The organism is Streptomyces sp. NPDC048185, assembly GCF_043202495.1.
Classification (GTDB): Bacteria; Actinomycetota; Actinomycetes; order Streptomycetales; family Streptomycetaceae; genus Streptomyces.
In genome coordinates this window covers 1,020,367-1,046,575 of record NZ_JBIDAN010000001.1, presented here as the reverse complement: position 1 = coordinate 1,046,575, position 26,209 = coordinate 1,020,367, and the positions used below count along the sequence as shown (strand labels likewise).

Sequence of the window (26,209 nt, the reverse complement as noted above, 5' to 3'; positions counted from 1 at the left end):
ACTCCGTCGACTCCGAATGGATGGAACGTACACTTCGCAGCTGCTTTTCGGCCACCTAGTGTCGATCCGGACCGGAATCCCCACCGGGATCGGACCGGCTGCCGCGGGTACGGGCGGATGTCCCCGCGAGGCGCCGACCGGACAGTCCGTCCGGGACAACCCCCATCGGCACGACACGCCACCGACGAGTGCGCGAAGGAGGCCCCTCATGGCCGTCGACTACACAGTGATCGTCGTCTATCTCGCCGGCATGCTCGCCATGGGCTGGTGGGGCATGCGCCGCGCCAAGTCCAAGAGCGACTTCCTCGTCGCCGGGCGCCGGCTGGGCCCCACGATGTACTCGGGCACCATGGCGGCGATCGTCCTCGGCGGCGCGTCCACCATCGGCGGCGTCGGCCTCGGCTATCAGTACGGCCTCTCCGGCGCCTGGATGGTCGTCACCATCGGCCTCGGCCTGCTCGCCCTGTCGCTGTTCTTCTCCGCCCGCATCGCGCGCCTGAAGGTCTACACGGTCTCCGAGATGCTGGACCTGCGCTACGGCGGCAAGGCCGGCGTCATCTCCGGTCTCGTCATGTGGGCGTACACGCTGATGCTGGCCGTCACCTCCACCATCGCCTACGCCACGATCTTCGACGTCCTCTTCGACGTGAACCGCACCCTCGCGATCATCCTGGGCGGCACGATCGTCGTCGCGTACTCCACCCTCGGCGGCATGTGGTCCATCACGCTCACCGACATGGTGCAGTTCGTGGTGAAGACCATCGGCGTGCTGCTCCTGCTGCTGCCCATCGCCGTCGTCAAGGCGGGCGGCTTCGCCGAGATGAAGGCCCAGCTGCCGACCTCGTACTTCGACCCGCTCGGCGTCGGCGGCGAGACGATCTTCACCTACGTCCTGATCTACACCTTCGGCATGCTCATCGGGCAGGACATCTGGCAGCGCGTCTTCACCGCGGGCAGCGACCGCACCGCCAAGTGGGGCGGCACCGTCGCCGGCACCTACTGCCTCGTCTACGCCGTCGCCGGCGCGGTCATCGGCACCGCCGCCAAGGTCCTCTACCCCAAGCTCGGCAGCCCCGACGACGCCTTCGCCACCATCGTCAAGGACGAACTGCCCGTCGGTGTGCGCGGCCTGGTGCTGGCCGCCGCCCTGGCCGCGGTGATGTCCACCTCCTCCGGCGCCCTCATCGCCTGCGCCACCGTCGCCAACAACGACATCTGGTCCCGGCTGCGCGGCGTGATGCGCAAGAACGGCGAGGAACACGACGAGGTCAAGGGCAACCGCGCCTTCATCCTCGTCATGGGCGTCGCCGTCATCGTCACCGCCATCGCCCTGAACGACGTCGTCGAGGCGCTCACCGTCGCCTACAACCTCCTCGTCGGCGGCCTCCTCGTGCCCATCCTCGGCGGCCTGCTGTGGAAGCGCGGCACCGCACAGGGCGCCCTCGCCGCCGTCGCGGTCGGCGGCCTCGCGGTGGTCGGCCTCATGGCCGGCTACGGCATCCTCGCCAACGAACCCGTCTACTACGGCCTGCTGGCCTCCCTGGCCGTCTACGTCGTCGTCTCCCTGGCGACCCGGCCCACCGACGCGGCCGTCCTGGCCGCCTGGCGCGACCGCCTCGCCGGCCGCACCCCCGAAGCCCCCGAATCCGCCCCCGGACCGGTACCGGCCCACCAGTAGAGTCGTACCGAGCGGTACAGAGCAGTAAATACGCGAAGAAGCGTAAGAAGGAAGGCAATTCATGAGCAGCAACGAGACGCCCCGCGGCCCCGTCGACTCCTCCCGCGTCCCGCGGTACGCCGGGCCCGCGACCTTCGCCCGGCTGCCCCGCCTGGACGAGGTCGGCACCGCCGACGTCGCCGTGGTGGGCGTGCCGTTCGACTCCGGCGTCTCGTACCGGCCCGGTGCCCGGTTCGGCGGCAACGCCATCCGCGAGGCGTCCCGGCTGCTGCGCCCCTACAACCCGGCGCAGGACGCCTCCCCCTTCGCCCTCGCCCAGGTCGCCGACGGCGGCGACATAGCGGTGAACCCGTTCAACATCAACGAGGCCGTCGAGACGATCGAGGCCGCCGCCGACGACCTGCTCGGCACGGGCGCCCGCCTGATGACGCTGGGCGGCGACCACACCATCGCGCTGCCGCTGCTGCGCTCGGTCGCCAAGAAGCACGGCCCGGTCGCCCTGCTGCACTTCGACGCCCACCTGGACACCTGGGACACCTACTTCGGCGCCGAGTACACCCACGGCACGCCGTTCCGGCGCGCGGTCGAGGAGGGCATCCTCGACACGGAGGCGCTCTCCCACGTGGGCACCCGCGGCCCGCTGTACGGCAAGAAGGACCTGACCGACGACGAGAAGATGGGCTTCGGCATCGTCACCTCCGCCGACGTCTACCGCCGCGGCGCCGACGAGATCGCCGACCAGCTGCGCCGGCGCATCGGCGACCGCCCGCTGTACATCTCCATCGACATCGACTGCCTGGACCCGGCCCACGCGCCCGGCACCGGCACCCCCGAGGCCGGCGGCATGACCTCCCGCGAGCTGCTGGAGATCCTGCGCGGCCTGGCCTCCTGCAACCTGGTCTCGGCGGACGTCGTCGAGGTGGCCCCGGCCTACGACCACGCCGAGATCACGTCCGTCGCCGCGTCCCACACCGCGTACGAACTGACCACGATCATGTCCCGCCAGATCGCCCAGGAGAAGGCAGCGAAGTGACCCACGACCACGACCTGGTGCTGCGTCCGACCGCCGACCAGACGGAGGCGGCCCTCAATCCTCCCCCCGGCCGCAACGGCGGAGACCTGGTCGTGGAGACCCTGGCCGGGCTGGGCGCGACGACCGTCTTCGGCCTGCCCGGCCAGCACGCCCTCGGCATGTTCGACGCCCTGCGCCGCTCGGACCTGCGCTACATCGGCCTGCGGGTGGAGAACAACGCCGGTTTCGCGGCGGACGCCTACGGGCGGATCACCGGCGAGGCCGCGCCGCTGCTGCTGTCGACCGGCCCGGGAGCCCTCACCTCCCTGGCCGCGCTCCAGGAGGCGCGGGCGGCCTCGGCCCCCGTCCTGGCGATCGGCAGCCAGGTCCCGACGGCCGGGCTGGGCGGTGGCCGGCACGGCTATCTGCACGAACTCCCGGACCAGGCGGCCTCCTTCCGGGGCGTGGTGAAGTCCGTCCACACGGTCCGCAGCCAGTCCCAGATCCCGTCGGCGATCGCCGAGGCCTGGACGTCGGCGCTGACCGTCCCGCACGGCCCGGTGTGGGTGGAGATCCCGCAGGACGTCCTGCTGGCCGGGACGTCGATCCCGCAGGTCACCGGCGGCGACACCTTCCCCGAGGAGCTGCCCCCGCGCCCCGAGCTGACGGCGGTCGCCGCCGACCTGCTGACCCGCGCGCAGCGCCCCGCGATCATCGCGGGCGGGGGAGTGGTCCGCGCGGACGCCTCCGGCAAGCTGCGGCAGCTCGCGGAACGGCTCCAGGCCCCGGTCGTGACCACCTTCGGCGGCAAGGGCGCGTTCCCGTGGACGCACCCCCTCTCCCTCCAGTCCTGGCTGGAGGACCGCCACACGACCGACTTCCTGGAGGACGCGGACGTCCTGCTGGTGGTCGGCTCGGGCCTCGGCGAACTCTCCTCGAACTACCACACGTTCGCACCGCGCGGCCGGGTGATCCAGATCGAGGCCGACCTCGGCAAGCTGGAGTCCAACCACCCGGCCCTGGGCATCCACGCCGACGCCCGCCTCGCCCTCCAGGCCCTGCTGGAGACGGTGGCGGAGCGGCACGACCCGACGGCCCCGGAGCGGGTGCGGGCCCTGCTGGACAAGGTCGGCGCACGCATCGCCTCCCAGGAACTCACCCTGGAGCAGGACGTCCTGGCGGCCGTGCGCAGGGCCCTGCCGGCCGACGCCCCCTCCTTCTGGGACATGACGATCCTGGCCTACTGGGCCTGGTCGGCCTTCGACGCGAAGTCCCCCAACACCATGCACTCGGCCCAGGGCGCCGGCGGCCTCGGCTACGGCTTCCCGGCGGCCCTGGGAGCGGCGGCCGCCGACCCCACCCGCCCGGTGCTGGCGGTCTCGGGGGACGGCGGCGCCCTGTACTCCATCGCCGAACTGGCCACCGCCCGCCAGTACGGCCTGAACGTCACGTGGCTGATCGTCGACGACGGCGGCTACGGCATCCTGCGCGAGTACATGACGGACGCCTTCGGGCAGCCGACGGCGACGGAACTGACCCGCCCGGACTACGTGGCCCTGGCCGAGTCCTTCGGCGTGCCGGGGGTGCGGACGTCCCCGGAGACCCTGGAGGCGGACCTGGCGAAGGCCCTGGCCGCCCCCGGCCCCTCGGTGGTCGTGCTCCCGGCCGTGCTCCGCATGTTCGCCCCGACGCACCTGGGCTGAACGGACGCCGGTACTAGGAGATGGCCCGCAGCCGGCCGTGCCCACGCGCGCCGCGCAGCCGTTCGACGGCAAGGGCCGTCTCCTCGTCCGCGGGCAGCAGGACGAGCAACTGCTGCGCGTCCGCGGGCAGGTCGAGCGACTCGCGGCGCAGCCGGAGCCCGCAGCCGGACGGGTGGTCGAGCCGCAGTACTCCGCGCGGCGGCACCACGTGCCGGTTCAGGCGCCCGGTGAAGTCGGGACCTGCGACGGGCGCGAGCTCCGCGATCAGCCACTCCGCGTTCTCGATCGTCGGGCCGAGCCACAGGTCGAAGGCCTGCTCGTCGGCGACGTCGTCCCACGAGGCGAAGAACGTCCTGGCGCGGGCGTCGGTGAAGACGTAGCGGGTGAGGTTCGGTTGCTCCGCATCCAGGAGCCCCGAGCCGTCCGCCACGGCCGCGAAGGCGTCGGTCCACGCGAGCAGGTCGCCCAGCCGGTTGGTCACCACGGCGATGCCCGGTTCGAGGAGGCGCAGGGTGTCCAGGACGGACGGGCGGACCTCCCGGCGCGGCGGCTCGGCCCGTGCGTGGGCGGTGCACTCCCCGCCGGTGATCTTCGCGAGGTAGCGCAGGTGGCCGCGTTCGGCCGGGTCGAGGGAGAGGGCGTCGGCGAGCGCGTTCAGCACGGCGACCGAGGGATTGCGGTCCCGGCCCTGCTCGATGCGGGTGAGGTACTCGACGCTGACCCCGGCCCGCGTGGCGACGTCCGAACGCCGCAGCCCCGGCGACCTGCGACGGCCGTGATCGGGCAGCCCCAGTGATTCGGGCTGGATGCTGTCGCGCCTGGTCCGGAGGAAGTCCCCCAACGGTGTCCCCATGCCTGGAGCTTAGGGCGCCGCCGGCCGCCCCGGCGGAGCTCAGGGTGGCCCTGCCGGGGCCAGCCTGATCGCAGTCTGGCTGCGCCCGCACCGGGGATCGACAGTGGAGGGCATGGAGAACACCAAGCACAGGCTCGTGGTCGTCGTCGGAAGTGTCCGTGAGGGACGGTTCGGTCCCGTGGTCGGCTCGTGGGTCGCCGAACAGGCCCGCGAACACGGCGGGTTCGAGGTCGAGGTCGTCGACCTGGCCGACATCGACATCCCGCTCGCCCTGCCCGCGGCGCCGCCGAAGTACGCCGGTGACGACTACCCCCGCCCGGCCGGCATGGCGGCCCTCACGGCGGCCCTGGACAGCTCGGACGCGTTCATCGTGGTCACGCCCGAGTACAACCACAGCTACCCGGCGTCCCTGAAGGCCGCCATCGACTGGCACTTCACCCAGTGGACGGCCAAGCCGGTCGCCTTCGTCAGCTACGGCGGCGCGGCGGGCGGCCGGCACGCGGTGCTGCACCTGGAGAACGTGCTGACCGAACTGCACGCGGTGACCATCCGCGACGGTCTCGCCTTCCCGAACTACTTCACCGCCTGGCAGGACGGACGGCCGCTCGACCCCGAGGCCTCCGGCTACGCGAAGACCCTGCTGGAGCAGCTGGCCTGGTGGGCGGGGGCGCTCCGCGCGGCCCGCGAGGCCGCCCCCTACCCGGCGTGAGGCAACCGCCGACCGCGTCACCTCAGCAGGTCGCCGAACTCCTTCCGGTCTTGGGCGAGTCGCTCGGCGTAGCCCGTGGAGAAGGCCGCCTGCTCCCCGGGGCTCATGGTGTCCTGGGGCAGGCGGGACGGCGGCAGGAGGTCCGGCAGCTCGCGGTAGACGGCCGCCGCGGCCTTCCAGCGTTCACCTCCCCGGCCTCTCGCCCGTACGAGATGGGACGCCAGGCGGGACAGCTCCTCGTCCAGCAACCGCGCCGGGACCTTCTTCGCGAGGAACTGCCCGGGTTCGGGAGGCGATCCCTGCGACGTGGCGAGGAGTCGCAGCGTCCAGAGTGCCGCCAGCAGTCGTCCCGCCCGTGTGTGATCGCTCGGTGTCGCGTCAGCCATGAGGAAGTCTGCCCAGGTTCCGGCACGGGCCACCGTGGAGCCCGGTACCGGTGCCCGGCCTACCAGATCGCCTCCACCCACTCCGGGTGGTCGACGAACGGGTTGCGGTTGTGCTGGTAGGTGTCGTAGATGACCTGGTTGCGGTGCTCCTCGAAGGCGTCCGGCGGGTCCTCGTCGTTCCACGCCTTCAGTACGGCCAGCTTGCCGATGTACGGGTTGCTGCCGTTGTTGACGCTGCTGTTGACCTCCAGGTCGGCCCAGCCGTCGCCGCCCTCGTAGCGCACCGCCATGTAGAAGATCATGCGGGCCACGTCGCCCTTGACCGCGTCCCGGGGCTCGAAGGAGTCGGAGTCGGTGAGGCTGCCGCCGCCGTTGCTCACGGCGCTGCCGCCGTTGTCGAAGTCCTTGTTGCCCCGGACGCCGTTGACCTGGACGTCCTCGGGGCGCAGGTGGTGCAGGTCGGTGCCGGGCCCGGTGGAGGTGCCGAAGTCGCCGTGCGACTTGGCCCAGACGTGCTCGCGGTTCCAGTCGCCGGTGTTCCCGCCGTTCAGGGACTTGCCGCGGGAGATGCCGGAGTAGAGCAGGACCACGTTGTCGCTGTTGGCCGGGTCCTGGTCGGTGACCTTCAGCGCGTCCCAGACGGCCGAGTACGAGATCTTCGTCTGGTTGCTGACGATCGTGTGGAGGGAGGCCTTGAGGCCGGTCCCCGTCTTGCCGATCGCGTTCTTGTAGTACGTCGCGTCGTAGTCGTTCGCGGTGGCCGTGGCGGGGGTCGCGGTCAGCGACGGGGCGGCGAGACCGGCGAGGACGGCGGCCGCGGCGAGCGCCCCCGCTTTCCGGCGCCTGCCTGCGGATGTGCGTATCGCGAGCATGTGGGGTGTCCGATCTACGCGGGGTCTACGCGGGTTGACGACTGGGTGATACCGCAGACAGTGACATGGACATGCGATCGGCGGCGTGAAGGGAAGGTGGCGATTGCGTGTCGAGCACCCGGCCTCCCGGGCGGACCCCCGCCGACGGGGCGTCAGGTCCGCCGCGGGCATAGTGATCGTCGCCCGTGCACGGATGCGACAGGAGGCGGCGACGTGGAGCTGGTCAGGGAGCTGGGAGACCCGGGGCGGCGGAAGGCCGCGCGTGAGGCCCTGACGGCGCTCGGAGCGGCGGCGGTGCCGCCCCTGCTGCGCGAGATGCTCGACGCGTCCTCGCCGGTGGACTGGTTCCAGATCAAGCTGCTCCTGCACGCCATCGGCCCGGCGGCCTACGACGACGTGCTCGCCGCCCTGGAGACGGCACCCGAGGGGGAGCCGCGGCGGCGCGCGGGCGCGGCGTTCAGCGGTCTGGGCACGGTCGAGCGCTACACCGAGGCCCTGGCCCACCCCTCGGCGGCCGTCCGCGAGGCCGCCGCCTTCGGCATCCAGTCCGCGTGCTCGGTGGCGTACGGCCGCACCCCCGGGTACCGGGGCGACCTCGGCCCGGTGGTCGAGGCGCTCGTCCCGCTCGTCGCCGACCCCGACCCGGGCGTGGCCCAGCGCGCCCGCTGGGTGCTGCCGATGCTGGGGGACGCCGTCCTGGAACCGCTCCGGCGGGTGCGGCGCGAGGGCCCCGGGGCGCTGCGGGCGCGTGCCCTCGCGGTGCTGGCCGCGGCCGGCGGCGAGGAGGCCCTGTCCGAGCGGGACCGGGCGGCCGTCGCCCGGCTGATCCGGATCAAGGCGCTCGACGACCGGGCCGAGCCCCTGGAGAACTGCTCCACCTCGTGGCTGGCGGTCCCCGGCGGCGACCGGGCCGGGATCGCCGAGGTGCTGGGCCTGTCCGGTGAACGGCTCGCCACGTTCGCGCTCGGGTACAGCGTCGTCACCCACGACAGCGAGGACTGGCCCGACCACCGCCGCGTCTACGTCACCCCCGAGGTGGACGGCTGGACGCTGGTGCTGGGGCCCTGGTGCAACCCCGTCGACCCGGACCGCGCCGACGGGGTGCTCGACGCCCTCACCGCGCTGAGCAGCCGCTACGGCCGCGCCCAGGCGTACCACTTCGGCGAGCACGGCGGCGGCTCGGGCTGGGCGCTGGCCGAGGACGGGGCCGTGGTCCGCCGCCTCGACGCCTCCACCTGGGGCGAGGAACCGCTCCCCGAGCTGGGCGAGCCGCTCCCCGAGGAGCTCGCGCTGCACGCCGCCTGGGCCGAGGAGGACGACGAGGACGCCGAGTGGGAGGACACCACCCCCTACATGGCACCGGACCTCGCGCTCCGGCTGGGCGCGACGAACCCCTTCGCCCTGGGCCCGCACACCACGCTCCGCGGCCGGGGCGTCGTCGCCCTCACCCCGCTCGCGGCCGAGGAGGGCGTCCCGGGGACGGGGGCGTACCGCCTCTGATCGCGCCGCCCGAATGTTGCGGCGGGATGAAATCCCCGCTCGCCCGCGTTGGTGCCTTGCGGTAGATCAGGTGAGCAGGACGACCGACCGGAGGACACCGCGTGGACGCGCAACGGGGATGGGCACGACGACTGGCGGGGTACGCCTGGCGGTACCCCAAGGACGTCGTCCTCGCCCTCGGGGCCTCCCTCGGCGGCATGGCCGTCATGGCCCTCGTCCCGCTGATCACCAAGGTGATCATCGACGACGTCATCGGCGACGGAACCCGGGACATGGCCACCTGGGCCGGTGTCCTGACCGGCGCCGCGCTCGCCGTCTACGGCCTCACCTACGTGCGCCGCTACTACGGCGGCCGGCTCGCCCTCGACGTGCAGCACGACCTGCGCACGGACATGTACGACACGATCACCGGGCTCGACGGGCGGCGGCAGGACGAGCTGTCCACCGGCCAGGTGGTCGGGCGGGCGACGAGCGACCTCCAGCTGATCCAGGGGCTGCTGTTCATGCTCCCGATGACCATCGGGAACGTCCTGCTCTTCCTGATCTCCCTGGTGATCATGGCGTGGCTGTCGCTGCCGCTGACGCTCGTCGCCGTCGCCGTCGCGCCCGCCCTGTGGTTCATCGCCCGCCGCAGCCGCACCCGCCTGCACCCCGCCACCTGGTACGCCCAGGCCCAGGCCGCCGCCGTCGCGGGCGTGGTCGACGGGTCGGTGAGCGGCGTCCGCGTGGTCAAGGGCTTCGGGCAGGAGGAGCAGGAGACCGGGAAGCTCCGTGAGGTCGGCCGCCGGCTGTTCGCCGGGCGGCTGCGGACGGTCAAGCTGAACGCCACCTACACCCCCGCCCTCCAGGCCGTCCCCGCGCTCGGACAGGTCGCCATGCTCGCCCTCGGCGGCTGGCTGGCGGTGCGCGGGCACATCACCCTCGGCACGTTCGTCGCCTTCTCCACCTATCTGGCCCAGCTCGTCGGTCCGGTCCGGATGCTCGCCATGGTCCTCACCGTCGGGCAGCAGGCCCGCGCCGGCACCGAACGCGTCCTGGAGCTGATCGACACCGAGCCGTCCCTGACCGACGGCACGAGGGAACTCGCGGCCGACGCTCCCGCCACCGTCGAGTTCGACGACGTGTCGTTCGGCTACGACCCCGGCCGGCCCGTCCTCGACGGTCTCTCCTTCGAGATCCGGCCCGGTGAGACCCTCGCCGTCGTCGGCTCCTCCGGCTCCGGCAAGTCCACCGTCTCCCTGCTGCTGCCGCGCTTCTACGACGTCACGCGCGGCGCCGTCCTCGTCGGCGGCCACGACGTGCGCGAGCTGACCCTGGACTCGCTGCGGGCCGCGATCGGGCTCGTGCCCGAGGACTCCTTCCTCTTCTCCGACACCGTGCGCGCCAACATCGCCTACGGCCGTCCCGACGCCACCGACGAGCAGATCGAGACCGCCGCCCGCGCCGCGCAGGCCCACCGGTTCATCACCGAGCTGCCCGACGGCTACGACACCACCGTCGGCGAGCACGGCCTGACCCTCTCCGGCGGACAGCGCCAGCGCGTCGCCCTCGCCCGCGCGATCCTCACCGACCCCCGGCTGCTGGTCCTGGACGACGCGACGTCCGCCGTGGACGCCCGCGTCGAGCACGAGATCCACGAGGCGCTCGCCCAGGTCATGCGGGGCCGCACGACCCTGCTGATCGCCCACCGCCGCTCCACCCTCGGCCTCGCCGACCGCATCGCCGTCCTCGACCACGGCCGCCTCGCCGACATCGGCACCCACGAGGAGCTCCAGGAACGCTCGGCGCTCTACCGCCGCCTGCTCACCGACCCGGACGAGCTCGGCGGCGTCTCGCCCGGCCACGCCCGCCCCGCCGAGGAGCCGGAGGACACCTCCGTCCGGGACGAGCTGGACGCCGAGTTCGACGCCGAGCGCGGCGTCACCCCGCGGCTGTGGACCGGCGACCGGGCCCCCAAGGACACCGCCCTCGCCGGCACCCCGGCCACGCCCGAGCTGCTCGCCCAGGTCGACGCCCTGCCCCCGGCCACCGACGCCCCGGACGTCGACGAGGCCCGTGCCGTGCTGCCGGAGCGGTCGTACGGCCTGCGCCGCCTCCTGCACGGCTTCGGGCGCCCCCTGCTCGTCAGCCTCGCCCTGGTCGCCGTCGACGCCGGCATGGGCCTGCTGCTGCCGGTCCTGATCCGGCACGGCATCGACGACGGCGTCACCCGGCTCGCCCTCGGCGCGGTCTGGGCGGCCGCGCTGCTTGGCCTGCTCGCCGTGCTCGCCCAGTGGGCGGCGCAGACCGGCGAGATCCGCATGACCGGACGCACGGGCGAGCGGATCCTGTACGCGCTGCGCCTGAAGATCTTCGCCCAGCTCCAGCGGCTCGGCCTTGACTACTACGAGCGCGAGCTGACCGGCCGGATCATGACCCGGATGACCACGGACGTCGACGCGCTGTCGACCTTCCTCCAGACGGGCCTGGTCACCGCCTTCGTCTCGGTCGTCACCTTCTTCGGCATCATGGTCGCCCTGCTGGTGATCGACATCCAGCTCGCCCTGGTCGTCTTCGCCACGCTGCCGCCGCTGATCATCGGCACGTTCTTCTTCCGCCGGGCCAGCGTCAAGGCGTACGAGCTGGCCCGCGAGCGGGTGTCGGTGGTCAACGCCGACCTCCAGGAGTCGGTGGCCGGGCTGCGGATCGTGCAGGCGTTCCGGCGCGAGCGCGACGGCGGCCGCCGGTTCGCCGAGCGCAGCGACAGCTACCGGCAGGCCCGCATCCGCGGCCAGTGGCTGATCTCGGTCTACTTCCCGTTCGTGCAGCTGCTGTCCTCGGCGGCGGCCGTCGCCGTGCTGATCGTCGGCGGCACCCGGATCGACGACGCCACGCTGACCACCGGCGCGCTGGTGGCCTACCTGCTCTACATCGACCTGTTCTTCGCGCCCGTCCAGCAGCTCTCCCAGGTCTTCGACGGCTACCAGCAGGCGACCGTCTCCCTCGGCCGGATCCAGGAGCTGCTGCGCGAGCCCACCTCCACCGAGGCCGCCGACGAGCCGCTGGACGTGCCGTCCCTGCGGGGCGAGATCGCCTTCGAGGACGTGCGCTTCCGGTACGGCGACGAGGAGGAGGCACTCACCGGCATCGACCTGCGCATTCCCGCCGGACAGACCGTCGCGTTCGTCGGCGAGACCGGCGCGGGCAAGTCGACCCTGGTCAAGCTGGTCGCCCGGTTCTACGACCCGACGGCGGGGCGGGTGACCGCGGACGGACGGGACCTGCGCGACCTCGACCTCACCTCCTACCGGCACCGCCTCGGCGTCGTCCCGCAGGAGGCGTACCTCTTCCCCGGCACCGTCCGGGACGCCATCGCTTACGGGCGTCCCGAGGCCACCGACGCCGAGGTGGAGGCGGCGGCCCGTGCGGTCGGCGCCCACGAGATGATCGCCACCCTGGAGGGCGGCTACCTCCACGAGGTCGCCGAGCGGGGACGCAACCTCTCCGCCGGGCAGCGCCAGCTGATCGCGCTGGCCCGCGCCGAACTGGTCGACCCGGACGTCCTGCTCCTCGACGAGGCCACCGCGGCCCTGGACCTGGCCACGGAGGCGCAGGTCAACCAGGCCACCGACCGGCTGGCGGGCCGCCGTACGACCCTCGTGGTGGCCCACCGGCTCACCACGGCCGCCCGCGCGGACCGGGTCGTCGTCATGGACCACGGACGGGTCGTCGAGGACGGCACGCACGACGAACTGCTGGCGCTCGACGGACGGTACGCGCGGCTGTGGCGGACCTTCATCGGGGCGGCCGGACCGGAGGAGCCGGTCGGCGCGTCCCGCTGACGGCCCCGCGCACTCGCGCAACCATTCGACCCGGACCGTGCGTCCGTACATCCGTACGTCAGTGATCGCCGTACGGAAGGGGCCGTGGTGGGCAGGGGTGGTGCCGGACTGCGCCGGCGGCTGGCGGCCGGCGCGGCCGTGCTGACCACGGCGGGACTCCTCGCGGTGGCGGCTCCCCACGACGCGCGGGCGGCCGCGGCGCCGTGCGCGGGCCGCAAGGTCCGCACGCTGCCGTTCGCCACCGGGTCCGTGCTCGTCTACAAGCGCGGCGGCTACGTGTGCGCCGTCACCGTCCCCCAGAGGACCGGCCCGAAGCGGAGGATGAACGTCAGCGTGCAGGCGCGCGGCGGCCGGCCGGTCGTCGACGCGGGGCGCTACACCTACCGGGCCGGGCCGGTGACCGTGCACGCCGGACAGCGGTGCGTGTGGGTGCGGGGCGGGGTGGAGCGGGGCGCCGTCAGCTCCGGCTGGATCCTCTGCTGAGACCGGACCGCGCCGGCCATTTCCTCATCTCCCCTGGTGTACGGGTGTGTTGCTCCGATAGCTTCCGGCGCACATCTGTTTCACAGGGAGGGTGCATGCGCAAGGCGCTCAGATGGCTGCTGGCGCTCGTGGTGCTCATAGGCACCGTCAGCACGGCGGGCGCGGCCACCGCCGCCGAGCCGAAGGCCGTCGACATCAAGGACCGGCTGCTGTCCATACCGGGCATGAGCCTGATCGAGGAGAAGCCGTACACCGGCTACCGCTTCTTCGTCCTGAACTACACACAGCCGGTCGACCACCGGTACCCGTCCAAGGGCACGTTCCAGCAGCGGATCACCGTGCTGCACAAGGACGTGAGCCGCCCGACGGTCTTCTACACCGGCGGCTACAACGTCTCCACGTCCCCGAGCCGGCGCGAGCCGACCCAGATCGTGGACGGCAACCAGGTCTCCATGGAGTACCGCTACTTCACCCCGTCCCGGCCGCAGCCGGCCGACTGGTCGAAGCTGGACATCTGGCAGGCGGCCAGCGACCAGCACCGCATCTTCCAGGCGCTCAAGCCGCTCTACTCCGAGAACTGGCTCTCCACGGGCGGCTCCAAGGGGGGCATGACCGCCACCTACTACGAGCGTTTCTACCCGCGCGACATGGACGGCGTCGTCGCCTACGTCGCCCCCAACGACGTGGTGAACAAGGAGGACTCGGCCTACGACCGCTTCTTCCTGACCGTCGGCACCAAGGAGTGCCGCGACCGCCTGAACGGCGTGCAGCGCGAGGCGCTGGTGCGCCGGGCACCGCTGGAGAAGAAGTACGCGGCGTACGCGGCCGAGAACGGCTACACCTTCGACACCATCGGCAGCCTGGACCGCGCCTACGAGGCCGTCGTCCTGGACTACGTGTGGGGCTTCTGGCAGTACAGCACCCTCGCCGACTGCGCGGACATCCCCGCCGACGCGCGGAACGCCACCGACGAGGCGATCTGGGACTCGGTGGACACCATCTCCGGCTTCTCCGCCTACACCGACCAGGGCCTGGAGACGTACACGCCGTACTACTACCAGGCGGGCACCCAGCTGGGCGCGCCGACGATCCACTTCCCGCACATCGAGAAGAAGTACATCCGCTACGGCTACCAGCCGCCGCGCAACTTCGTGCCCCGGTCCATCCCGATGAGGTTCGAGCCGTGGGCCATGCGGGACGTCGACACCTGGGTGCGGCACAACGCCAGCCACATGCTGTTCGTGTACGGGCAGAACGACCCGTGGGGCGCCGAGCGGTTCCGCCTCGGCCACGGCGCGCGTGACTCCTACGTCATGACCGCCCCCGGCATGAACCACGGCGCCAACGTCGCCGGCCTGGTGCCCGAGCAGAAGGCCCTGGCCACCGCCCGCATCCTCGAGTGGGCCGGCGTCGCCTCCGCCACCGTCCAGGAGAACCCGTCGGCGGCCAGGCCGCTCGCGGCGTTCGACGCCAAGCTGGACAAGCGGGACGTGCGGCACGAGTCGGCGCTGCGTCCGTAACCCCGCCCGGCGAAGCGGCAGCCGCGTCCGGCCGCCGTGGGCGCCGACGCTCACAGCGGCCGGGCGCAGCCGACCGGGCGTTCGCCGGCACCGAGCCGGACGAACAGGGCGGTCCCGGCCGGGCACTGCGCCCGGCGGGCGACCGCCCCGACCAGCTTGTACCGGGGTCTGCGCCCGCCCGCGCCGTCGCAGGCGGTCTCGCGGACCTTCCCGCCCCCGGCGTCCTGGACGCAGTCGCCGACGATGGTGCGCGGCCCGCCCCCGCCCCCCGGGTCACCGGGGTGCGGGGGCTGGAGCGACCGCATGCAGGCGTAACCCTGCGACACGGCCCCGTCCCCGTCCTCGTCGGCGGAGGGCCGCTGCTCGCTGATGTGCAGGACGAAGTCGGTGGTCGCCGGGCAGGGCGGCCCGCCCGACGCCTTCCCGTCGTGCCGGGCCACGACCCGGGCCGCCGCCCGCTCCCCGGCGCACGGCACCTCGGTGAAGCTGACCGTCCCGAACGAGCTGCACTCGTCGACCGCCAGGAACACCGCGCCGTACCCGGACGGCCGGGTGACCGCGGCCGGCGGTGTGCCGTCGCCGAGCCGCCCACTGGTCCCCGTCCCGCCGGGCGACGGGCTCTGACAGCCCGCCAGCAGCCCGGCGAGCAGCGCCGGGAGCGTGCACAGCACGCCCGTGAACCGTCTCCCACGCATCGCCGTCCCCCCGGGGTCCCCCGTCCAGCGTGACCCGCCGCAGCGGGCGCACGCCAGACGCGCGGGGTGCTTTGCGCACGGTGCCGGTCCGCGCTCCCGGCGCGTGGCGTACGCCGTGCTACGCCCGGTACGACAGGCCGTGCCCGAGCGGGTAGAGGACCGTCGCCGGATCGTCCGCCCGCACCACCGGCACGGGCAGCTTCCCGCGCGGCCGCACCCGCCCGGCGATGACCCGGGCCGCCGCCCGCACCTCGACGTCCGTCCACGAGTACGCGGCCAGGACGGCGGGGACGCCGGGGAGCTGGGCCACGTCGTACGGATTGCGGATGGCGACCGCCACCACCGGCTTCCCGGTCGCCAGCAGCCGGTTGACCAGCGTGCGCTGGCTGCTGCCCGCGGTGACGTTGTACGTGGCGACCACCACCGCGTCCGCGTCCCCGGCGGCGGCGACCGCCCGGTCGATGACCGCGGCCGACGGCGCGGTGCCCGTGGACAGCGCGGTGGTCGTGAAGCCGAGTTCGCCCAGCGCGCCCGCGAGCGTGGTGGTCGGCGGGCCCGTCGTGCCCGACGGGGAGGCGGGGTCGGCGCCGACGACGAGCAGCTTCGGCGTCCGGCGGCGGGAGAGCGGCAGCAGGTTCCGCTCGTTGACCAGCAGGGTGGTGCTCCGCTCGGCGATCCGGTCGGCGGCGGCCAGGTGTCCCCGGGTGCCGACCGTGCGGTCGACGTCCCGGCTCCCGGTGTAGGCGTCCTCGAAGAGGCCCAGCTTGGCCTTCAGCCGCAGCACGCGCAGGATCGATTCGTCGAGCCGTGCCTCGGTCAGCTCGCCCTCGCGCACGGCCGTGAGGACCGCGTTCCACGCGAGGTCCAGGTCCGGCGGGTTGAGGAGCTGGTCGACGCCCGCCTTCAGCGCCAGCACCGGCACCCGTTCGTCGCCGTACTTCGTCCGTACGCCCTCCATGCCGAGGGAGTCGGTGACCACGACCCCGTCGTAGCCGAGCTCCTCGCGCAGGATGCCGGTGAGGATCGGGCGGGAGAGGGTGGCCGGGTCGCCGGAGCCGTCGAGCGCCGGGACCACGAGGTGGGCGGTCATGATCGAGTCGATGCCGGCCGCGATCGCCGCGCGGAACGGCGGCGCGTCCAGCTCCTCCCACTGCTCACGGCTGTGCGTGATGACCGGCAGACCGGTGTGGCTGTCGGTGGCCGTGTCCCCGTGCCCGGGGAAGTGCTTGGCGCACGCCGCGACACCGGAGCTCTGATATCCCGTCACCTCGGCGGCCACCAGCCCGGCCACCGCCGCGGGGTCGGCGCCGAAGGAGCGCACGCCGATCACCGGGTTGGCCGGGTTGACGTTCACGTCGGCGTCGGGGGCGTAGTCCTGCCGGATGCCCATAGCGCGCAGCTCGGCGCCCGCGATCCGTCCGAGGGTACGGGCGTCGGACCGCGAGCCGTTCGCGCCGACGGCCATCGCGCCGGGGAAGAGGGTCGCCGGTTCGCCCACGCGGGCCACTATCCCGTGCTCCTGGTCCGTGGAGATGAGCACCGGCAGCCCGCGCGGCAGCGACAGGGACGCCTTCTGGATGCCGTTGGACAGGGAGGCGATCTGCTGCGGATCGCGCGTGTTGTGCGCCCAGGCGAAGTAGATGATGCCGCCCACCCGGTACTTCGCGACGAGTTCGGCGGCCGTGCGGACGCCGATCTCCTTGAGGTTGGCGTCGATGTCGGCCTGGTCGGGGGCGGTGGCGGAATGGCCGTAGACCCGCATCACGAAGAGCTGGCCGACCTTCTCCTCGAGCGTCATGCCGGAGACGACGGCGCGGAGCCTGTCGTCGTCGGGCCGGCGCCGGCCGGCGTACGCGGTGCCGCCTGCCGCGAGCACCGCGGTGACGCCCGCGGTGGCCGCGAGGACGGTACGCCTGGAGGGTCGTGCGGTGCTTCCCGGGCCGGCCGTGCTGCTGTCTTGCACGTGCGCTCCTTCCGGAGTGATCCGCTGCGGAATCGCTGGAGAGCTGCTGAAGGAAACTTCCAAGGAGTCACCAATATCCGGGAAGTTTCTGCCAGTCAAGGGAGTGCACACGAGTCGCCCCACGGGCCGGGGGAGGGAGGGCCGCGCCCTGGGGGCCGCCGCCGGCGCGCAGGGAGGGGGGCGCGCCGACGGCGGCGTGCTGCCGGCCGCGGTGCGGAGGAGAGGGTGGTCGGCGATCGCAGCCGGCGGCGAGGCCGACACCGCACCGTGGAGACTCTTCCGGCAACGTGCGTGTTGGACGAGCGGGACCCGGACCGGGTTCCCGCTCCGGGCCCCGGTTCCCCCAGCCGGCGCCGAGGGGGGGGTCAGCGGGCCGGCCGGACCGAGGACGGGCCGGCGTGCGCGGAGACGGCCGGCCAGTGCGCGCGCAGGGCCTGCACGGTCTCCGCGATCGCCGGACGCCGCGCGGCCCCCGTGCGCCACAGCGCGTACAGCCGCCGCACGGGCATCGGGTCCAGCGGCACCTCCACCACCCCGGCGGGCAGCGGGCCACGCCCCAGCCGGGGGATCACCGCGATGCCGAGCCCGGCGGCGACCAGGGCGACCAGCGTCGGGTTCTCGTCGGCCTGGTGCACGATGTCCGGCTCGTGCCCGGCCGTCCGCAGGGTGCGCACCAGCCAGTCGTGGCAGACCCGGCCGGGCGGCTGGCAGATCCAGCGCTGCCCGCCCAGCTCCTGACGCCGTACGGCCCCCCGCCCCGCGAAGGGGTGCCCCTCGGGGACGAGCAGGTCGCACAGGTCCTCGCCGATCGGCGCCTGCTCCACGCCGGCCGGGGCGGGCAGCGGCGCGATGTCCCAGTCGTGGGCGACGACGAGGTCGACGGCGCCCTTTGCCACCAGGTCCACGGACAGGTGCGGGTCGGCCTCGCTGAGCCGGGTGTCGAGCGCGGGGTGCCGCGCCGCCAGGTCGGCCAGCACCGGCGGCAGCAGTCCGCGCGCCGCCGACGGGAACGCGGCGATGGTCAGCCGCCCCGCGGGTACCCCGCGCCGCTCCTCCAGTTCGGTCTCCGTGCGCTCCACGATGGCCATCAGCTCGCGTGCGGCGGCGGCCAGTTGACGGGCCTCGTCGGTGAGCCGCACGCCGCGGCCCTTCCGCTCCAGGAGCACGGTCCTGGTCTCCCGCTCCAGCTTGGCGATCTGCTGGGAGACGGCGGACGGAGTGAAGCCGAGCGCGGCGGCGGCCGCCCCGACGGTGCCGTGCACGGAGACGGCGTGCAGGGCACGCAGGCGCTGCAGGTCGAGCATGTCGGCTCCCGGGCGTGAAGAGGTGGCGACGCTTCATGAGTTAGCGATGCTTCATCCAACCATGCAGCAATCTTCGCTGGTGCTACACGGTCCGGCGGGGCGATCCTCGACGCATGCGACCTTCCCACCTCGCTCTCGGCGTGCTCGTCGCCGCCGTCTGGGGCGTCAACTTCACGGTCATCGAGATCGGCCTCGACCACTTCCCGCCCCTGCTCTTCTCCGCCCTGCGCTTCCTGGCGGCGGCCCTGCCCGCCGTCTTCTTCGTCGGCCGCCCCAAGGTGGCCTGGAAGTGGATCGTCGCGGTGGGCCTGGTGCTCGGCGTGGCGAAGTTCGGCCTGGTCTTCGTCGGCATGGACGCGGGCATGCCGGCGGGCCTGTCGTCGCTGGTGCTCCAGATCCAGGCGGTGTTCACGGCCGTGATCGCGGCGGCGGTACTGGGCGAACGCCCCACCGGCGTCCGGGTGCTGGGCATGCTGGTGGCCTGCGCCGGCATCGGCGTGGCGGCCGTCGACGAGGGGACCTCCGGCCCGCTGGGCGCCTTCGCGATGGTGGTGGGCGCGGCGGCCGCCTGGGGCGTGTCCAACGTCCTGACCCGCAAGGCATCCCCGCCCGACGCACTGAACTTCATGGTGTGGGTCTCCACCGTCCCCGTCCTGCCGCTCCTCGCCCTGTCCCTGCTGACGGAGGGCCCCTCCCGGGACCTGGCGGCCCTGCGCGGCCTGGACTGGCAGGGCGCGGGCACACTGCTGTTCGTCGCCTGGATCTCCACCGTCTTCGGCTTCGGCGCCTGGGGCTGGCTGCTGCGCCGCCACCCCGCCTCGACGGTCGCGCCGTTCTCCCTCCTGGTCCCCGTCTTCGGGATGACGTCGGCGGCGCTCTTCCTGGGCGAGCCGGTGACCCCGCTGCGGTGGTGCGCGGGAGCCCTGCTGGTGGGCGGGGTGGCACTGACCTCGGTGACCCTCCGCCCACGCCGCCGGGAAAACCCGTTCGACGGCAGCGCGCCCGGGCGGAAGAATCCGGCCGGTGACGTTCACGCTGAAGGCACCGGTCCTCGAAGGCACGTCGGTACGGCTGGAGCCGCTGGGCCCGCAGCACGCCGCTGATCTCGCCCTGGCGGCGGAGGAGGAGCGCGGCACCTACGCGTACACCTGGGTGCCCCGGGCCGAGGAGGTCGGCGCGTACCTCGACGCACAGGCGGCCCGGGCGGCCACGGGACGGCTGGCGCCCTTCGCGCAGATCTCCCTCGCCACGGGACGGGCGGTCGGCGCCACCGCGTACTGGGAGCCCCGGTCGTGGCTGACGGAGGACCGGCTCGACGCCGTCGAGGTCGGGTTCACGTGGCTGGCGCGCTCCGCGCAGGGCACCGGTATCAACGCCGAGGCCAAGCTGCTCCTGTTCCGGCACGCCTTCGAGGTCTGGGAGGTCTCGCGGGTCGACCTGAAGACGGACGCCCGCAACAGCCGCTCCCGCGCGGCCATCGAGTCGGTCGGCGCCCGCTTCGAGGGCGTCCTGCGCAACTGGTCCCGCTCCTGGGCGCCGGGCGAGGAGGGGCGGCTGCGCGACTCCGCGGTCTACTCGGTCACGGCGGCGGAGTGGCCCGGGTGCCGGGCACGGCTGGAGAGCCGGGTCGCGTCCCGCGTACGCCGCACCCTCCACCGTGCGTGAATACGTTCCGGGGACGCCGGACGGATCGGAACGACGGACGGATCGAAACGACAGCAGAATGAAATGACAGGAGGATCGAAAGCCGGGCGGACGGTCGGGCGGACACCCCGACAGGCTACTTGTCTGGATAATCCTTCACTCGTTTGCCGCGCATCCGGATGAGCCGGCCGCCGTTAGTGAGGGCATGACCAAGGTAACTGGGGGGAAGTGTCTCCCTTGGGCTTCCGAGCGGAAGAACACGGCGGGGGACCAGGGCGGGAAAACCGTCGCACTCAGGGAAACCGAGCCGATTCTGCGGGACTTCCTGAATGTCATGGGCGAGCTCCAGGAAGACCTCGCCGGACGGTGGGCCGCGATGCGGGAACGGCCCGTCTTCTCGCGGGCCGAGTGACCGGGCCGTGCACGAAGAAGAACTGTATTACGGACCGGAATTCTCCCCCTACGCGGCTCCTCACCCCGAGGCGGGCCACGGCCGTCACCGGGCTCCCGACGACGACCTCTCGATGCCCCTGCCGGACATGTCCTGGGACCCGGCCGAGGAACTGGCCTTCATGCTCCAGGACGCCCTCGAGGAGCAGCTCCCCGAGCCCCCCTCCGCCCGGGACGAGACACCCGCCGCGGCCCCGGCACCGGGCAGCCCCCTGCAGAACCTGCAGGAGATCACGGCCGAGCTGCCCCCGCTGAGAGCGACCGCCCGCAGCCACCGCAAGGTGCGGGTGCGCCGCGGCCCGCGAGGACTCCAGGCGGTCAGCTACGTCATCGCCGCCGCCATCACCGTCATCGCCTCCGCGGTCAGCCTCTTCGGGGGCATGGTCGCCTACGACCCCCTGCGCGTCGTCGCCCTGACCCGCCTGCAGACGGGCGCCGTGTCGTGGTGGCCGCTGCTCGTCTACGGGCCCTGGCTCGCGGCGTCCCTGTCGGTCCTGCGGGCCGCGCTGCACCAGCGCCGGGCCGTCCACTCCTGGTGCGTCGTCCTGGCGTTCTCGCTCATCGCGATGCTCCTGTGCGTGGCCGCCCAGACGCCCCGGACCGTCGTCGACGTCGCCGCCGCGGCCCTGCCGAGCCTGGCGTCCCTGACCTGCTTCCAGCAGCTCGTACGTCAGATCACCCTGACCCGCCCGCCCCGGCGCGCCACACCCCGGCACCGCCTGCGGTCCCCGTCCCCGGAGGGGGCCGGCGCGGCGCGGACGCCCGATCCGGCACCGGACCGGGCCGCCGGTACCCAGGGCGCGCGGCGCGACGGCTCCCGGCCCGGCGACGGTCACCGGCCGCAGGCGGCCCAGCCGCAGGAGCCCGCACCGAAGACGTACGTGATCAGCGACAACCGGCCGCTGCGGAACCAGGCGCAGCACTCGACCGGCCCGTTCCCGCAGCCCCGGCGCGGCGGTCGTCAGGCCGACTCGTTGAGCAGCCGCTCCAGGTGACGGCGGCCCTCGTCCAGCAGTCCGGGCAGCGGGGCCGCCGCCTCGTACCACCGCTTCTCGTACTCCCAGCACAGCCAGCCGTCCCAGCCCTCGCGGGAGAGCACCTCCACGCACTCGGCCAGCGGCAGCACTCCCGCGCCCAGCGGCAGCGGGGTGGTGTCGTCGACGGAGGCGATGTCCTTGACCTGGACGTAGCCGAGGTGCGGGGACAGCGCCGCGTAGGTCTCCGTGGGCTGTTCGCCGCCCAGCCAGGTGTGCATGACGTCCCACAGGGCACCGACCTGCCGGTGGCCGACCAGGCCGAGCACGCGCATCGCGTCGGCGCCGGTGCGGTGCGAGTCGTGGGTCTCCAGCAGGATGCGCACGCCCGCGTCGGTGGCGTACTCGGCGGCCGTGCCCAAGCGCCGGGCGGCCGTCGCGTCGGCCTCCTCGGGGCTCTGGCCGGTGCCGCCGCCGGGGAAGACCCGCACGTACGGGGCGCCCAGGTCGCGGGCCAGGTCGAGCAGGTCGCGGATCTCGGCGACGACGGCGTCGTCGTCACCGGGCGCGGCGACCCGCGCGTACCCCGCGACGCCGAGCACCTCGACGCCGGCCGCCTTGAACGCGGCGGCGGCGTCGGCCCGTTCACCGGGGGAGAGGCCGGGGTTGACCGGCTCCTCGGGGTGGGCGCGCAGTTCGACGCCGTGGTATCCGTGGGCGGTCGCGAGCCGCAGCACGTCGGGCAACGGCAGTCCGGGCAGTCCGAGAGTGGAGAACGCCAGCTTCATGCCCGGGGACCCTACCCGCGATCGCCTCACGGATTCCCCCTCCGACGAGGTGTCGCGCCCAGCCTGTCCGGAGTTCGAGGACGTTGCCTCTCAGCGGGCGGAACGGCGACTAGCAGCCCGTCCGGCGTCTGAGGACGAGGCCGTCCGGGCCGAAGCGGGGCCCGGGGGTGGCAGTCCCCGGACGACGCCCGCACGGACGCCGGCGCAGCACCCGGGAAACGGCACCGTCACTTCCGCGGAACCCCGGAGGACCCCCGCACCATCAACTCCCCCCGCACCGTGGCGATCTCCCCGGGCGGCGCCTCCTCGCGCCCCATCGCGATCCGCCCCGCCCGCGCCCCCGCCTCCGCCAGCGGCAGCCGGACCGTCGTCAGCGCGGGCACCGCGTCGATGCTGAACGGCAGGTCGTCGAAGCCGGCCACCGACACGTCCGCCGGGATCCGCAGCCCGGAGTCCCGCAGCGCCGCGCACGCGCCCAGCGCCACGGTGTCGTTCGCGGCGACGACCGCGGTCAGGGACGGGTCCCTGCGCAGGAGTTCCAGCGTGGCCTCGTAGCCGGACCGCCGGTCGTAGCGTCCGTGGACCGTCCAGCGGGCGTCCTCCTCGATGCCGTGCGCGGCGAGCGCCGCCCGGTGTCCCTCCAGCCGGTGCCGCGTGGTGGTCCGCTCCTCGGGGCCCGCGATGTAGCCGAGCCGCCGGTGCCCGAGCCCGATCAGATGCTCGGTCAGCTCCCGGCCGCCCCCGCGGTTGTCGAAGGTCAGCGCGATGGCCCCGGTCCCCGGCGCCGGCGGCCGCCCGCACAGCACCACCCGCGTCCCGGCCTCCGACAGCTTCCGCAGCTTCGTCGCCACCGCCGCCTGGTGCGCCGCGTCCTCCATCGCCCCGCCGGTCAGCACGACGGCCGCGGCGCGCTGCCGCTGCAGCAGCGTGAGGTAGGTCAGCTCGCGCTCCGGGGCGCCGCCGGTGTTGCAGACCACGGCGAGTCTCTCGCCGCCGGCTCTGCCGCCCGGCCCGCCGATCTCGGACTGGATCGCACCGGCCATCACGCCGAAGAAGGGGTCGGCGATGTCGTTGACCAGGATCCCCACCAGGTCGGACGTCGCGGCCGCCAGGGCGCTCGCGGGGCCGTTGAGCACGTAGTCCAGCTCGTCGACCGCCTTGAGCACGCGCTCCCGGGTGGAGGCGGCCACGGGATAGTTCCCGTTCAGCACGCGCGACACCGTCGCGGGGGAGACCTGGGCGCGGGCCGCCACGTCCGCCAGTGTCACCGTCATGTCCTCGTCCTCCGGTCGCGCTCTCGTCGTACGCCTTCGTACACGGGCCCGGGTCCGGCCCGGTTCCGTGCCGACCTTACGGCCACCGCCCGTCGTTGTTCGCCCCCTCGAACAACTCGCCCGGGCCCACGGTCTTGTCCGGACCACCGTCCACAGGTTAGCTTCATAGCGAATAGAAAGCGCTTGCTGTGACGCCTGTCCCGAGCTTCGGCGTATGCGGCGCGCGGACCGCGTACGAAGGGAACGACGTGACACGCAAGACGGTGCGTATCGCCATGAACGGTGTGACCGGACGCATGGGCTACCGGCAGCACCTCGTCCGCTCCATCCTGGCCATCCGCGAGCAGGGCGGCCTCGACCTCGGGGGCGGCACCGTGCTGTGGCCGGAGCCGGTCCTGGTCGGCCGCCGCGAGCACGCGCTCAGGGAGCTGGCCGAGCGGCACGGGCTGGAGCACGTCTCGACGGACGTGGACGAGGTCCTCGCCGACGAGAGCGTCGAGATCTACTTCGACGCCCAGGTCACCTCGGCCCGCGAGGAGGCGATCAAGAAGGCGATCGCCGCGGGCAAGCACATCTACACCGAGAAGCCGACCGCCACCGGCCTGGACGGCGCCCTGGAGCTCGCGCGCCTGGCGAACGGCGCCGGCATCAAGCACGGCGTCGTCCAGGACAAGCTGTTCCTCCCCGGCCTGCTCAAGCTCAAGCGCCTCATCGACGGCGGCTTCTTCGGCCGGATCCTGTCCGTGCGCGGCGAGTTCGGCTACTGGGTCTTCGAGGGCGACTGGCAGTCCGCCCAGCGCCCCTCGTGGAACTACCGCGCCGAGGACGGCGGCGGCATCGTCGTCGACATGTTCCCGCACTGGGAGTACGTCCTCCACGAGCTGTTCGGCCGCGTGACGTCCGTCCAGGCCCTGACCGCCACCCACGTCCCGCAGCGCTGGGACGAGAACGGCAAGCCCTACGACGCCACCGCCGACGACGCCGCGTACGGCGTCTTCGAGCTCGACGGCGGCGTGATCGCGCAGATCAACTCGTCCTGGGCGGTCCGCGTCAACCGCGACGAACTGGTGGAGTTCCAGGTCGACGGCACCGAGGGCTCCGCGGTCGCGGGCCTGCGCAACTGCCGCGTCCAGCACCGCTCCGCCACCCCGAAGCCGGTCTGGAACCCGGACATCCCCGCCACCGAGGTCTTCCGCGACCAGTGGCAGGAGGTCCCGGACAACGGCGAGTTCGACAACGGCTTCAAGGCCCAGTGGGAGCTGTTCCTGCGCCACGTCTACGCCGACGCCCCCTACCACTGGGACCTGCTGGCCGGCGCCCGCGGCGTCCAGCTCGCCGAACTGGGCCTGAAGTCCTCGGCCGAGGGCCGCCGTCTCGACGTACCGGAGATCGCGCTGTGACCCTCCACCTGCCCGACGCGAACGGCACCCTGCGTGCCTACGAGCCCCGCTCCGAGCCACTGGCCGTATCCGCGGGAAGCGCTTTCACCTCCCGTACGGTCTTCTCCGCGGCGCACGTCGTCGCCGACCCGTACGCGGACACCACGCCGGACGGGCCCGCCGCCGTCGACTGGGACGCCACCCTGGCCTTCCGCCGCCACCTGTGGTCCCACGGGCTCGGCGTCGCCGAGGCGATGGACACCGCCCAGCGCGGCATGGGCCTGGACTGGGCCGGCGCGGCCGAGCTGATCCGCCGGTCCGCCGCCGAGGCGAAGGCGTGCGGTGGCCGCATCGCCTGCGGCGTCGGCACGGACCAGCTCACCGCCGGCTCCCTCGCCGAGGTCCGGGCGGCCTACGAGGAACAGCTCGCGGTGGTGGAGGAGTCGGGCGCCCAGGCCATCCTCATGGCCTCCCGCGCCCTCGCCGCCACGGCCCGTGGACCCGAGGACTACCTGGAGGTCTACGGCCACCTGCTGCGCCAGTCCGCCGAGCCGGTGATCCTGCACTGGCTGGGCCCGATGTTCGACCCGGCGCTCGAGGGCTACTGGGGCTCGTCCGACCTGGACACGGCCACGGACGTCTTCCTGGAGGTCATCGCGGCCCACCCCGACAAGGTCGACGGCATCAAGGTCTCCCTCCTCGACGCCCAGCGCGAGGTCGACCTGCGCCGCCGCCTGCCGCAGGGCGTGCGCTGCTACACGGGGGACGACTTCAACTACCCCGAGCTGATCGCCGGTGACGACCAGGGCTTCAGCCACGCCCTGCTCGGCATCTTCGACCCGCTGGGCCCGCTGGCGGCCGAGGCGGTCCGCGTCCTGGACACCGGGAACACGGAGGGTTTCCGCGCCCTCCTCGACCCCACGGTCCCCCTGTCCCGCCACCTCTTCCAGGCCCCCACCCGCTTCTACAAGACGGGCGTGGTCCTCCTGGCCTGGCTGGCGGGTCACCAGAGCCACTTCACGATGGTGGGCGGCCTCCAGTCGGCCCGCTCCCTGCCGCACTTCGCCCGCGCCTACGAACTCGCCGACGGACTGGGCCTGTTCCCGGACCCGAAGCTGGCGGAGGAGCGCATGCGGTCCCTGCTCGGTCTGTACGGAGTGAACCAGTGAGCGACGACGACAAGCCGGACCTGTCCCGCTTC

Annotated in this window: 20 protein-coding genes and 1 pseudogene; 13 read left to right on the top strand and 8 right to left on the bottom strand. The window is 73.2% G+C overall.

All coding sequences use genetic code 11. The annotated features are described in order from the left end of the window. Nucleotides 1-208 precede the first annotated feature (208 nt). From ACGF3H_RS04615 to ACGF3H_RS04605, 3 genes are all read left to right on the top strand, one after another. On the top strand, nucleotides 209-1,678 hold the full coding sequence (locus tag ACGF3H_RS04615) for a sodium:solute symporter (protein WP_362491880.1): 1,470 nt from the start codon (nucleotides 209-211) through the stop codon (nucleotides 1,676-1,678). Between the two features lie 61 nt (nucleotides 1,679-1,739). Continuing rightward, on the top strand, nucleotides 1,740-2,711 hold the full coding sequence (speB, locus tag ACGF3H_RS04610) for an agmatinase (RefSeq protein ID WP_362491883.1): 972 nt from the start codon (nucleotides 1,740-1,742) through the stop codon (nucleotides 2,709-2,711). Further along, nucleotides 2,708-4,393 carry a thiamine pyrophosphate-binding protein gene (locus ACGF3H_RS04605; RefSeq protein WP_362491886.1) on the top strand — a complete coding sequence of 562 codons (1,686 nt, stop codon included), beginning with the start codon at nucleotides 2,708-2,710 and terminating at the stop codon, nucleotides 4,391-4,393. Before speB ends, ACGF3H_RS04605 begins: the two co-directional genes overlap by 4 nt. Nucleotides 4,394-4,406: 13 nt before the next feature. Here ACGF3H_RS04605 and ACGF3H_RS04600 read toward each other — a convergent pair whose 3' ends face one another. Beyond that, nucleotides 4,407-5,246 carry a helix-turn-helix transcriptional regulator gene (locus ACGF3H_RS04600; RefSeq protein ID WP_362491889.1) on the bottom strand — a complete coding sequence of 280 codons (840 nt, stop codon included), beginning with the start codon at nucleotides 5,244-5,246 and terminating at the stop codon, nucleotides 4,407-4,409. A gap of 112 nt (nucleotides 5,247-5,358) precedes the next feature. Here ACGF3H_RS04600 and ACGF3H_RS04595 point away from each other — a divergent pair, with 112 nt between their 5' ends. Continuing rightward, nucleotides 5,359-5,955: an NAD(P)H-dependent oxidoreductase gene (locus ACGF3H_RS04595; RefSeq protein WP_362491892.1), complete on the top strand. Its 597-nt coding sequence runs from the start codon at nucleotides 5,359-5,361 to the stop codon at nucleotides 5,953-5,955. Nucleotides 5,956-5,972: 17 nt separating this feature from the next. Here the strand turns inward: ACGF3H_RS04595 and ACGF3H_RS04590 are convergent, their stop codons facing one another. Further along, nucleotides 5,973-6,341, bottom strand: a complete 369-nt coding sequence (locus ACGF3H_RS04590; protein WP_362491895.1) for a hypothetical protein — start codon at nucleotides 6,339-6,341, stop codon at nucleotides 5,973-5,975. Between the two features lie 59 nt (nucleotides 6,342-6,400). Further along, the gene (locus ACGF3H_RS04585; protein ID WP_362491898.1) at nucleotides 6,401-7,213 is read right to left on the bottom strand and encodes an endonuclease; all 813 of its coding nucleotides are present in this window, start codon (nucleotides 7,211-7,213) and stop codon (nucleotides 6,401-6,403) included. A gap of 213 nt (nucleotides 7,214-7,426) precedes the next feature. Between ACGF3H_RS04585 and ACGF3H_RS04580 the strand changes: the two genes are divergently transcribed. The 4 genes from ACGF3H_RS04580 to ACGF3H_RS04565 all read left to right on the top strand — a co-directional run bounded on the left by ACGF3H_RS04580 (nucleotide 7,427) and on the right by ACGF3H_RS04565 (nucleotide 14,537). Next, a complete protein-coding gene (locus ACGF3H_RS04580; protein ID WP_362491902.1) occupies nucleotides 7,427-8,713 on the top strand; it encodes a hypothetical protein in 1,287 nt (428 codons plus the stop codon). 101 nt (nucleotides 8,714-8,814) lie between these two features. Then, nucleotides 8,815-12,534: an ABC transporter ATP-binding protein gene (locus tag ACGF3H_RS04575; RefSeq protein WP_362491905.1), complete on the top strand. Its 3,720-nt coding sequence runs from the start codon at nucleotides 8,815-8,817 to the stop codon at nucleotides 12,532-12,534. Nucleotides 12,535-12,621: 87 nt separating this feature from the next. Continuing rightward, the gene (locus ACGF3H_RS04570; RefSeq protein ID WP_362492162.1) at nucleotides 12,622-13,017 is read left to right on the top strand and encodes a hypothetical protein; all 396 of its coding nucleotides are present in this window, start codon (nucleotides 12,622-12,624) and stop codon (nucleotides 13,015-13,017) included. Between the two features lie 95 nt (nucleotides 13,018-13,112). Further along, nucleotides 13,113-14,537: a S28 family serine protease gene (locus ACGF3H_RS04565; protein ID WP_362491909.1), complete on the top strand. Its 1,425-nt coding sequence runs from the start codon at nucleotides 13,113-13,115 to the stop codon at nucleotides 14,535-14,537. A gap of 50 nt (nucleotides 14,538-14,587) precedes the next feature. On the opposite strand, the gene ACGF3H_RS04560 is transcribed toward ACGF3H_RS04565, so the two are convergent. From ACGF3H_RS04560 to ACGF3H_RS04550, 3 genes are all read right to left on the bottom strand, one after another. After that, nucleotides 14,588-15,232 (bottom strand): hypothetical protein, encoded by a 645-nt coding sequence (locus ACGF3H_RS04560; protein WP_362491912.1) that lies wholly within the window; start codon nucleotides 15,230-15,232, stop codon nucleotides 14,588-14,590. A gap of 118 nt (nucleotides 15,233-15,350) precedes the next feature. Continuing rightward, a complete protein-coding gene (locus ACGF3H_RS04555) occupies nucleotides 15,351-17,195 on the bottom strand; it encodes a glycoside hydrolase family 3 protein (RefSeq protein ID WP_362491914.1) in 1,845 nt (614 codons plus the stop codon). A gap of 365 nt (nucleotides 17,196-17,560) precedes the next feature. Further along, nucleotides 17,561-18,499: a LysR family transcriptional regulator gene (locus tag ACGF3H_RS04550; protein ID WP_362491916.1), complete on the bottom strand. Its 939-nt coding sequence runs from the start codon at nucleotides 18,497-18,499 to the stop codon at nucleotides 17,561-17,563. Nucleotides 18,500-18,612: 113 nt separating this feature from the next. On the opposite strand from ACGF3H_RS04550, the gene ACGF3H_RS04545 reads away from it, so the two are divergent. The 3 genes and pseudogenes from ACGF3H_RS04545 to ACGF3H_RS04535 form a co-directional block, all read left to right on the top strand. Next, the gene (locus tag ACGF3H_RS04545) at nucleotides 18,613-19,602 is read left to right on the top strand and encodes an EamA family transporter (protein WP_362491919.1); all 990 of its coding nucleotides are present in this window, start codon (nucleotides 18,613-18,615) and stop codon (nucleotides 19,600-19,602) included. Then, entirely contained in the window at nucleotides 19,523-20,164 is a 642-nt protein-coding gene (locus tag ACGF3H_RS04540; RefSeq protein ID WP_362491922.1) for a GNAT family protein, read from the top strand. The genes ACGF3H_RS04545 and ACGF3H_RS04540 overlap by 80 nt, the downstream gene beginning before the upstream one ends. 398 nt (nucleotides 20,165-20,562) lie before the next feature. After that, nucleotides 20,563-21,420, top strand: a pseudogene (locus tag ACGF3H_RS04535) (DUF2637 domain-containing protein); the annotation flags it as partial. Nucleotides 21,421-21,554: 134 nt separating this feature from the next. Here the strand turns inward: ACGF3H_RS04535 and ACGF3H_RS04530 are convergent. Continuing rightward, nucleotides 21,555-22,355 (bottom strand): sugar phosphate isomerase/epimerase family protein, encoded by an 801-nt coding sequence (locus ACGF3H_RS04530; RefSeq protein WP_362491924.1) that lies wholly within the window; start codon nucleotides 22,353-22,355, stop codon nucleotides 21,555-21,557. 227 nt (nucleotides 22,356-22,582) lie between these two features. Beyond that, nucleotides 22,583-23,629: a LacI family DNA-binding transcriptional regulator gene (locus ACGF3H_RS04525; RefSeq protein WP_362491927.1), complete on the bottom strand. Its 1,047-nt coding sequence runs from the start codon at nucleotides 23,627-23,629 to the stop codon at nucleotides 22,583-22,585. A gap of 248 nt (nucleotides 23,630-23,877) precedes the next feature. Here ACGF3H_RS04525 and ACGF3H_RS04520 point away from each other — a divergent pair, with 248 nt between their 5' ends. Further along, nucleotides 23,878-25,029: a Gfo/Idh/MocA family oxidoreductase gene (locus ACGF3H_RS04520; protein ID WP_362491930.1), complete on the top strand. Its 1,152-nt coding sequence runs from the start codon at nucleotides 23,878-23,880 to the stop codon at nucleotides 25,027-25,029. Further along, nucleotides 25,026-26,177 carry a dihydrodipicolinate synthase family protein gene (locus ACGF3H_RS04515; protein ID WP_362491933.1) on the top strand — a complete coding sequence of 384 codons (1,152 nt, stop codon included), beginning with the start codon at nucleotides 25,026-25,028 and terminating at the stop codon, nucleotides 26,175-26,177. The genes ACGF3H_RS04520 and ACGF3H_RS04515 overlap by 4 nt, the downstream gene beginning before the upstream one ends. Nucleotides 26,178-26,209 lie beyond the last annotated feature (32 nt).